The sequence below is a fragment of the Streptomyces sp. NPDC006197 genome, from assembly GCF_040613865.1.
GTDB lineage: Bacteria > Actinomycetota > Actinomycetes > Streptomycetales > Streptomycetaceae > Streptomyces.
Genome location: NZ_JBEXSZ010000241.1, coordinates 1 through 7,005, shown reverse-complemented (window position 1 = coordinate 7,005; position 7,005 = coordinate 1). Strand labels below are relative to the sequence as shown.

General features: G+C 70.9%; 6 protein-coding genes and 1 tRNA gene. 5 read left to right on the top strand and 2 right to left on the bottom strand.

Annotated elements, in window-relative coordinates; translation table 11 throughout:
- Nucleotides 1-105 precede the first annotated feature (105 nt).
- A complete protein-coding gene (locus tag ABZ318_RS38400; RefSeq protein ID WP_356907054.1) occupies nucleotides 106-570 on the bottom strand; it encodes a GatB/YqeY domain-containing protein in 465 nt (154 codons plus the stop codon).
- Between the two features lie 74 nt (nucleotides 571-644).
- Here ABZ318_RS38400 and ABZ318_RS38395 point away from each other — a divergent pair, with 74 nt between their 5' ends.
- Complete coding sequence (locus tag ABZ318_RS38395) at nucleotides 645-1,583, top strand: metallophosphoesterase (protein ID WP_356907053.1); 939 nt, start codon at nucleotides 645-647, stop codon at nucleotides 1,581-1,583.
- Between the two features lie 160 nt (nucleotides 1,584-1,743).
- Nucleotides 1,744-1,817: transfer RNA gene (locus ABZ318_RS38390), tRNA-Pro, on the top strand.
- Nucleotides 1,818-2,008: 191 nt separating this feature from the next.
- On the opposite strand, the gene ABZ318_RS38385 is transcribed toward ABZ318_RS38390, so the two are convergent.
- Entirely contained in the window at nucleotides 2,009-2,662 is a 654-nt protein-coding gene (locus tag ABZ318_RS38385; RefSeq protein ID WP_356907052.1) for a hypothetical protein, read from the bottom strand.
- Between the two features lie 245 nt (nucleotides 2,663-2,907).
- On the opposite strand from ABZ318_RS38385, the gene ABZ318_RS38380 reads away from it, so the two are divergent.
- The 3 genes from ABZ318_RS38380 to ABZ318_RS38370 all read left to right on the top strand — a co-directional run.
- The gene (locus tag ABZ318_RS38380) at nucleotides 2,908-3,720 is read left to right on the top strand and encodes a hypothetical protein (protein ID WP_356907051.1); all 813 of its coding nucleotides are present in this window, start codon (nucleotides 2,908-2,910) and stop codon (nucleotides 3,718-3,720) included.
- Nucleotides 3,717-5,960, top strand: a complete 2,244-nt coding sequence (locus ABZ318_RS38375) for a hypothetical protein (RefSeq protein ID WP_356907050.1) — start codon at nucleotides 3,717-3,719, stop codon at nucleotides 5,958-5,960. Before ABZ318_RS38380 ends, ABZ318_RS38375 begins: the two co-directional genes overlap by 4 nt.
- Nucleotide 5,961: 1 nt before the next feature.
- A partial coding sequence (locus ABZ318_RS38370) for a hypothetical protein (RefSeq protein WP_356907049.1) occupies nucleotides 5,962-7,005 on the top strand: 1,044 nt, incomplete at its 3' end.

The window sequence follows — 7,005 nt, the reverse complement described above, 5'->3', positions numbered from 1 at the left end:
GGAAAACGACACACCCCTATGTGTGAAGGGATTACAGACGTGTCCACTTCCCATCGGGCGCCCCGCCTGACGGCGGGGCGCCCTTCCTCGTACCTGCTCCGCGGATCAGCCCGCGAGCAGCTTCTTCACCGCGGCGGCGACACGGCCGCCCTCGGCCTGGCCGGCCACCTTCGGGTTCACGATCTTCATGACGGCGCCCATGGCACGCGGCCCCTCGGCGCCCGCCGCCCTCGCCTCCTCGACGGCCGCCGCGACGATGGAGTCGAGCTCCTCGTCGCTGAGCTGCTTCGGCAGGTACGCGTCGAGGATGAGTCCCTCGGCCTTCTCGCGCTCGGCGGACTCGGGGCGGCCGCCCTTGGCGAAGGCGTCCGCGGCCTCGCGGCGCTTCTTCGCCTCCTTCGCGATCACCTTCTGCACCTCGTCGTCGGAGAGTTCGCGCTTCGTCGTGCCCGCGACCTCCTCCTTCGTGATCGCGGTGATGGTCAGCCGCAGGGTCGAGGAGCGCAGTTCGTCGCGCTCCCGGATCGCGGCGTTGAGGTCGTCCTGGAGCTTCGCCTTGAGCGTGGTCATGGGGCCAAGTGTCGCAGGTGCGTCCCCTGTACCGCCCGCGCATTTAGGGTCGGCGGGTCTGCGACGATGGGGGGATGCGCGCACGGTACGGCATCCCCCTGAAGATCACGGCAGGCCTCACGGCGACGGCGGCGGCCGGAATCGCCTACGCGGCCGGCATCGAGGCCCGCTCCTTCCGACTCCGCCGGGTGACGGTCCCGGTCCTCCCGCGCGGCATGCGCGACCTGCGGGTCCTCCAGGTATCCGACATCCACATGGTGAGCGGCCAGCGCAAGAAGCGCGCCTGGCTGCAGTCCCTCGCGGGGCTCCGCCCGGACTTCGTCGTCAACACCGGCGACAACCTCTCGGACACGGACGCCGTGCCGGAGGTCCTCGACGCGCTCGGGCCGCTGATGGAGTTCCCCGGCGTGTACGTCTTCGGCTCCAACGACTACTACGGGCCGCGGCTGCGCAATCCCGCCCTCTATCTGCTGGAGAAGGTGCAGGGCCGCCACGGCCTCAACGGCAACCCGCCGGTGGTCGGCGCCATCCACAACCCGTGGGAGGACCTCCGGGACGCCTTCGACGCGGCCGGCTGGGTCAACCTCACCAACACCCGGGGCCGGCTGAAGCTGCCGCAGGCCGAGCTCGCCTTCACCGGCCTGGACGACCCGCACATCAAGCGCGACCGGTACGACAAGGTGGCCGGCGGCCCCGACGCGGCGGCCGATTTCACGGTGGGCGTCGTGCACGCCCCGTACCTGCGCTCGCTCGACGCCTTCACGGCCGACGGGTACGAGCTGATCCTCGCCGGCCACACCCACGGCGGCCAGCTGTGCATCCCCTTCTACGGGGCGCTCGTCACCAACTGCGACCTGGACACGGACCGGGTGAAGGGCCTCTCCACGCACACGGTGGACGACCGCACCTCGTACCTCCACGTCTCGGCGGGCTGCGGCACCAACCGGTTCACCCCCGTCCGCTTCGCCTGCCCGCCCGAGGCCACCCTGCTCACCCTGACGGCGCGCGCCTGAACACTTAAGGTGAGGGCCCGCTCACGCCCCGCCGCTTCGCCTTCGCCCTGGCCCGCATCCGACCTGCGCCGAGGCCCTCCGGATACCGGATTTCGTCTGAGGGCGCGCGTGGGCTAAAGTAATCGATGTCGCCGCGACGTGAAGAACAAAGCAGCGACATCGGGGTGTAGCGCAGCTTGGCAGCGCGCTTCGTTCGGGACGAAGAGGTCGTGGGTTCAAATCCCGCCACCCCGACAGCCGAAACAGCAGGTGAGGCCGGTACTGATTTCAGTACCGGCCTCATTTGTCTCTGCCTGTGGGGCGGCGCCGAAGATCACGTCGATGCCCTTGATCGCCTGCCGGAAGGCGCGGTGGGTTCCGCGGGGGTGGTCGCCTCGTACGAGCGCCCGGGCCAGGGCGGACCTCGCAGGCGCCGGCCGGGACCCCTAGCGGTCGACGGGGCCGCAGCTTGCCACGTTCTGGGTGCCTCCCCACTCCGGCTTCTCCAGTTCGAGGTGTTCCGTGACCACCCGTGATCCCCTCCTCACGCGCACGCTCACCTTGCCCACCGTGAGGTCGGGGAACTCGATGGCGTGGACCGTGCGGCGTCCCTTCGCCATGACTCCCACGTCCCGCACCTGAAGCGCTCTACCGTTGCAGGTGACGGACTCCACCGTCTCGTGCTCCGCGCCGAAGACCACGTTCCACCCTGTCGCCATCATGCGAACCAACGGCACGAGCCGCGGCTCTTCCCCCACCGGAGGCTCGTGGGGGTGGGAAGCACAAGCGACGATCGTCGTCCCCGGCATGAACGCGACACCATGACAGAACCGGTCATCCGCTGTCTCCCAGACGAAAAGGGCTCCCTTATTCGATTCGGCAGCAACCAGCGTCCCCGGCGCTGCCGGGGAGTTGGCGCCGGAAGCGGCGGTGCGCATCCGGTCGGTCGCCCAGGCGACCGCCTTCTCGGTGCTCGACGGCTCGACGGCGGAAGGACGGGGAAGCGCCGTCGCAGTCACGCCCTTGCGGTCGCCCGTGGGCGACGGCGCCCCCGCCGGACTCTCCGAAACCGCACAGGACGTCGCCGACAGCACGGCCACGCATCCCGTCACCAGCTGGATCAGCGCTCTTCGCATTGCTACCGCCCCCCTGACTCCCCAACCTGTCGTCACACGGCACGACGCACCCCACAACACCCCGGTTCCCCGCTTCGATCAAGACCGGCGGCCGCGCGGCCTCGGTTTTCCGCTGTGTGTCAATTGGCGTAGACCCAGGGGACTTTGGTGCCGTACAACTGAGGCCACTGATCAAGCATCTGTCGCCCGAAGCGTTTGGGGAGATCGCCATGCCTGGTGAGGCCACGCACTGCTGGGTCGTGGTTCTGGACATCGAGAACTTCAGCTCCCGGCCCGATCCGATCCAGCGTTCGCTGCGAACCGGGATGTACGAGGTGCTGCGTGAAGCGCTCGTACGGGCCGGGCTGCCGGCCGATGACCTCGTCATCGAGGACCGGGGCGACGGGGTCCTCATGATCGTCCCCGCCACCGTCTCGCCGATCGTGCTGGCCGGGCCGTTCGTACGCGCCCTGGACGACGAGCTGAAGCAGAAGGCCGTGGTGTACAGCACCGCCCACGCGATGCGGTTCCGCGTCGCCCTGCACCAGGGGCTCGCCGCCCGAGACGGTGAGGGGTGGTCCGGGCACGCCGTCAACACCGCCTGTCGGCTGGTCGACGCGGGACCGTTACGCGACGTCCTGGCCGCGGCGGCCTCGTCGCGGATGGTCTTCGTCGTATCGGACGAGATCTACCAGGCCGTCGTCCGGCACGGGCATCGCTCCCTCGACCCCGCCGCGTACCTGCCCATGTCGTTCCGGACCAAACACGGCGAGCTCATCGAGAGCTGGGTGACCGTGCCCGGATCCCCGGCCCCGCCCGGTCTCCCCGAGGGGGCACCGGATCGGCCCGGGCCCCCCGAGCCGGACGGCCCCGGGACCGACGATCCCCGGACGGCCCCCGGCGGGCGGGGGGAAGCGGCAGCCGGCCCCGGCGACCAGAGGCCGCCGAGCGGAGCCGGTATCAGCATCGGAACCGTCCACGGTGACGTGTTCCAGGGCAACAAGACCGTACACGTCAACACGAACGGCCCGGTCCGGCCATGACCACACCGACGGGGGGAGCCCCGGCCGGCGGCGGCGCGGGAGGAGCTCCGGCACCCGGCGCGGGAGGCGGGCCGGGAGGGGCGGCGGGTGGCGCCGGGCCGGCGCAGCCCGCCGGCGAGGGACAGCCCCAGCCCGCGAACGGCCCGGCGGCCGCGCAGGGCGGCGGAGAGGGCGGCCCCCAGGGCGAGCCTCCGCGTTCCGGCCCCGGAGCCGAGTCCTTCGAGGCCACCGGCCGGCTGGGCCAGGGGTCCCTGCGCCACGACCGGGTCCGCAACGCCTTCGCCAACGTCGAGGGCGATGTCGTCGGTGGCGACAAATACGTGCTGCTCCTGGGTGGCGGCCAGCGGCGCCTGCGGCCCATCTCCCCGCTCCTGGACGAGCGGGTGCGCTACGCGTACCAGGAGCACCCCGGCCTGTCGGCCGCCCGGGAGGCCCTGGCGGGCCGGCACCTGCTGATCCTGCGCGGAGCCCCCGGTCACGGGAAGACGGCCATGGCCGTCCGCCTGCTCCAGGGCATGGGGGCCACCACCAAGTACCACCTGGACAGTGACGTCGACTTCGCCTCCCTCGCCGACCTCCTGGAGCGCGGCGGGGACTCCGTCGAGCGCGGTGCGGCCTTTCTGCTCGACCAGCCGTCCGGGATCGCCGGGCTGCGCGGAGCGGAGTACGAGAAGGTGCAGGGCGCACTCGCCCTCGCGGGCGCGTGGCTGGTGATCACCGTCTCCAGCACCGAGGTCGCGGACAGCGAACTCCTGACGGCCGTCGTCGACGTCACCGAGGCGCCCGACCAGCGCGGCATCGTCTCCTCGCATCTGCGCTGGCGCCTGGGCGACCGGGTCCACGACCGGCTCCTTGCCGACGGCGACATCGGGAAGCTGCTGGACGAGCTGCTCGACGGCGACGCCGCTTGCAAGCGGGCGGCCGATCTGGCGTCGGCGATCGCCGAGGAGTGGGAGACCGGCCGGCTGGACTCCGAGGCCATCAAGAAGCGCCATGCCCGCCAGGCCGACGAGGATTTCGACATCTGGATCGAGAGCCTGCGGGAGCCCGGCGTCCGGAGTCTCGCGATCGCCCTCGCCGTGCTCAACGGCCTGCCTCAGGAGTACGTCGCCACTGCCGCCCGCGCACTGCGCGAACGACTGGAGGACGACCGCCCGCACGTGCTGATGGCCGGCCCGGACGGTGAGCCGCCCCGCGTCAAAGACCCCTTCGCTTCCCCGCGCCGCACACAACTGACCCGGCTGCGCGCCCGTGGCATCGACAAGGAGGACGGCGAGCCGGGACGCGCGCTGGAATACAAGGACCCTTCCTATCCGCGACGGGTCATCCAGCACGCGTGGATCCAGTACGAGATCCAGGGCGAGCTGCTCGACTGGTTGTCGGTCCTGGTCGTGAACCCGGCCGAAGAGGTCCGGGTCTACGCCGCCGCGGCGCTCGGGGCGATCGCCGCGGAGTCGTACACCTACCTCTGCGACCAGGTCTTCTACGACTGGGCGCAGAGTGAGAACCCGCTGCGGCGCGACGCCGTCGCCTACGCCCTCCAGATCGCCTCGCGCGACCCGTGGATCGCGGAGCGGACCGACGTACTGGTGGAGGGGTGGCTCGCCGACCGGAGCCGGCCCTACGTGCAGGCGACGGCGGCACGGGTGCACGGCATGGGTGAGGACCCCGAGCTCGCCGTCTCGGCGCTGGCCCGCCTCACCGTCGTCGACCGGGCGGCCGTGGCCGTGGCCGTCGGCCGCAGTCTGACCGATCTGCTCGCGCAGAACACCGACTCGACGGAGCTGGTGCTCCGCACCCTGCACGAGCGGTCCGCCGACCACCGGAGGCGGCCGACGGCGCTGCTCTCGTTCCTCATCGTCGCGGCCCAGCTGGTGGTGGGCAGGGAGGAGTGGGAGACCGAGAGCGAGGTGGAGCACTGGCCGGCGCTCCTCTATCTGGCCCACCACCGCGAGCCGTTGCGTGCGCCGTTCATCGCCCTGTGGCGCGAGTCGCTCAACCAGGCGGATTTCGGCGTGGAGGCCCAACAGGTGCTGCGCAACTGGGCCGCGCTCGCCGAACGCGACCCCGCCTTGCGGTCCATGTTCCAGCTGATGGTGGGCGCGATCGCGTACAGGGACCCGAGGACGGGACGGATCCTGCGGCGGTGCGCGGCCGACTGGACCGATCCGGACGAGCTGTCGCCCCTGCCCCTGACCGCTGCCGTCGTCCATGCCCAGCTCGATCTGGAAGGGGTGTGACATGCCCGTCTCACTGATCCTCAACAACCGTCCGGTGGCGCGTGCGCAGCTCGCCACCCTGCCCAACCTTCCGCCGAACTTCGCGGTCGTCTATCCCCTGGACGGCGGCGGCTGGGAGGTCGAGTCGCCCAAGCACCGGACGATGACCCAGCGGTGGCTGGGCAAGAACAAGCTCTGCTACGTCGTGGACCTGGGTGACCACCGGCGTACGGCCAAGCTCACCAAGACCCCGCTGACCTGCAAGGACCAGGCGCACCGGTTCGAGGCGACGATCGACGTCGGATTCCGCGTGCATGATCCGGTGGCGGTGGTGCGGAGCAATCTCCCCGATGTGCTCAGCGCCGTCTACCCGTATCTGATCAGCAGGATCCGTCCGCACGCGGCGCAGTTCGCGATCGACGAGGCGTTCGAGGCGCAGGCCAGGATCAACGGGTCGCTGGCGCTGCCCATCCCGATGCCCGAGGGCATGACGCTCTACTACTGCGACGTCCAGATCGAACCCGACCAGGCGGCAAGGGAGTTCATCCGCAGCCGCACCAAGGCGGGCCGCGACTCGGAGATGGGCCGCATGCAGCACAGGGCGGCCGTCGGGAACACCCGCCACCAGGAAACGATCAAGGACATCGAGCAGGACGCCCGCCTCGAGCGGGAGAAGCGGGAGCGCCGGGCCCTCGCCTCCGTACGGCTCGACTTCCGCAGTCTCGTCCTCGAACACCTGGCGAAGCACCCGGACGACACCGAGAAGGCGATGGACCTGCTGATGCGCTGGGAGGAGGGGCGGCAGCTGCGGGCCCTGGACCAGGAGCAGCGACAGGTCGAGATGGTCCGGTACATGATCGACAAGGGCATCGTGCGGGAGGTGGACCTGCCTGGCCTGCGTGAGGGCGTCCTCGGACCGTCGACCAACGTCTTCGCCGGGATGCTGCCGCCGGGCGCCGGAGCGCCCGTGCAGACGGCGCCGGCGAGCCGGTCGACGGCGGACCGGTCGCCCGCGTGGAAGGCCAGGTGGTTCAGGCCCGGGCGGAGGCGGTCGTGGTGGTCCGAC